Annotated in this window: 1 protein-coding gene; it reads left to right on the top strand. The window is 49.1% G+C overall.

Translation table 11 applies throughout. The features are described from left to right. Positions 1–198: 198 nt before the first annotated feature. Positions 199–1505, top strand: a 1307-nt coding sequence (locus H8K52_RS20540) for a LodA/GoxA family CTQ-dependent oxidase (protein WP_186924779.1), incomplete at its 3' end; no start/stop codon positions are given.

The following is a 1505-nucleotide window of genomic DNA, read 5'->3' as shown; positions in this document are numbered from 1 at the left end:
CACAGCATTAACCCTTCATTAATCGCGATTTTCCGCAGAGCTTCCCCCGTTAACTTCGTTAGGCATATTAATTGCTATCGTTGCCATGTCCACGCTGAAGTCTTTTTTGCGAGTTAAGAGGTGGAACATAGAATGAGAGCCCGTTTCAACTCAATTTCATAAACTAGGTATCTATCACCACCTATCATTGGAGGTATCATGAAAGAAATCAATGCGACGGACGAGATCATCGTTTACGCGAAAATTCATCCATCAATTGGCATTGCTCGAGTTGGCAATTCTGAAAAAGACGATGGCTTCTACATCGGGCCACAAGTGGTCGACCCCGCACCAAAGTCACAAGGTTTCTATCGCGACAGTACCGGCGCTTTAAAACGTGAGGTCGCCGAATTTCGAATTTTTGGATACGACGGTAATGGAAGAGTGGTTCGCGAGTTGCGCATGGGCGACGGTACCGAAATAGAGTGGACAGTTGAGTTAGCAAACCACAAAGCGGCATGGTACAACTTTGAACTCGCTCTCGACATCCCGGAAGCAGCGACAGCACCCGCTTCGACGCAGCGCAATGCCAGTGTTCAGAATCGACCTGATCTCGCGATAGTGCCAGGCCCACGTACCATCGACACACCGAGCACCCAAGGTGAACAATTTCAATTTACTGGCGGTAAATTCCAAGGAATCGAAGTTCCACTAGGTGAGTTGCGCACGGATGTTTGCGGACGCCTCCAGGTGTTTGGCGGATTAGGAAAATCGGCGTCAATTGACAATAAACCCCCAACGACATTCGCAAACAACGATGGCTGGTACGATGATACGAGCGATGGTCCTGTGACTGCACGAGTCAAGTTGGGAAATCGGGAACTAAGAGTCGAACCCGCTTGGGTTGTGGTGGCTCCACCTAACTATGGACCACAACAAAAATCTGTGCGTACCATGTACGCTTTAATGACCGATGTGGCGATCCAAGCAGGACAATTGCCTGCACCAGTTCAACCGTCATTTCAGAATGACCTACTACCGATTTTTACCGCGCTGTGTGATTTGCAATGGATGAACGCTGGCTTTGCAGCAGGCTTCGGTTATGGTATGCCGCAACATTTTTTGGATCCAAGTTACTTAAGTAAGCTGGCACAACCGGGTGATGTTTATACCGAGTTACGCCGAACCGTAGCGAACGGATTTCGTAATCCGAATGACAAAGATATCTCAATGAAGTTGTGGCCTTGGGTTTATGGTGATGCGATGGACGTGCCAACGCCCCCGATAGAGCGTGCGATGACAGCCTTAACCACGACTCAATTAGCAATGCTAGACAAATGGGCAGAAGGCAAATTCATTCCAGACTATGATCCAGATACTCAACCACCGCGTTCCATTGAAGAAGTGCCTTTGGCTGAACAACCGGCGATGCTTGACCGTTCGGCGCTAGAGTTCTGCTTAGCTGATGCTTTCCACCCTGGCTGTGAAATGACTTGGCCGGTGCGACATGCGACGATGTATAGCGA

Origin of the sequence: Affinundibacterium seohonense, assembly GCF_014284305.1 — a bacterium.
Classification (GTDB): domain Bacteria; phylum Pseudomonadota; class Gammaproteobacteria; order Burkholderiales; family Burkholderiaceae_D; genus Undibacterium; species Undibacterium seohonense.
Note: the sequence above shows the minus strand (reverse complement) of the source record. Positions and strands in the feature narration are given on the sequence as shown.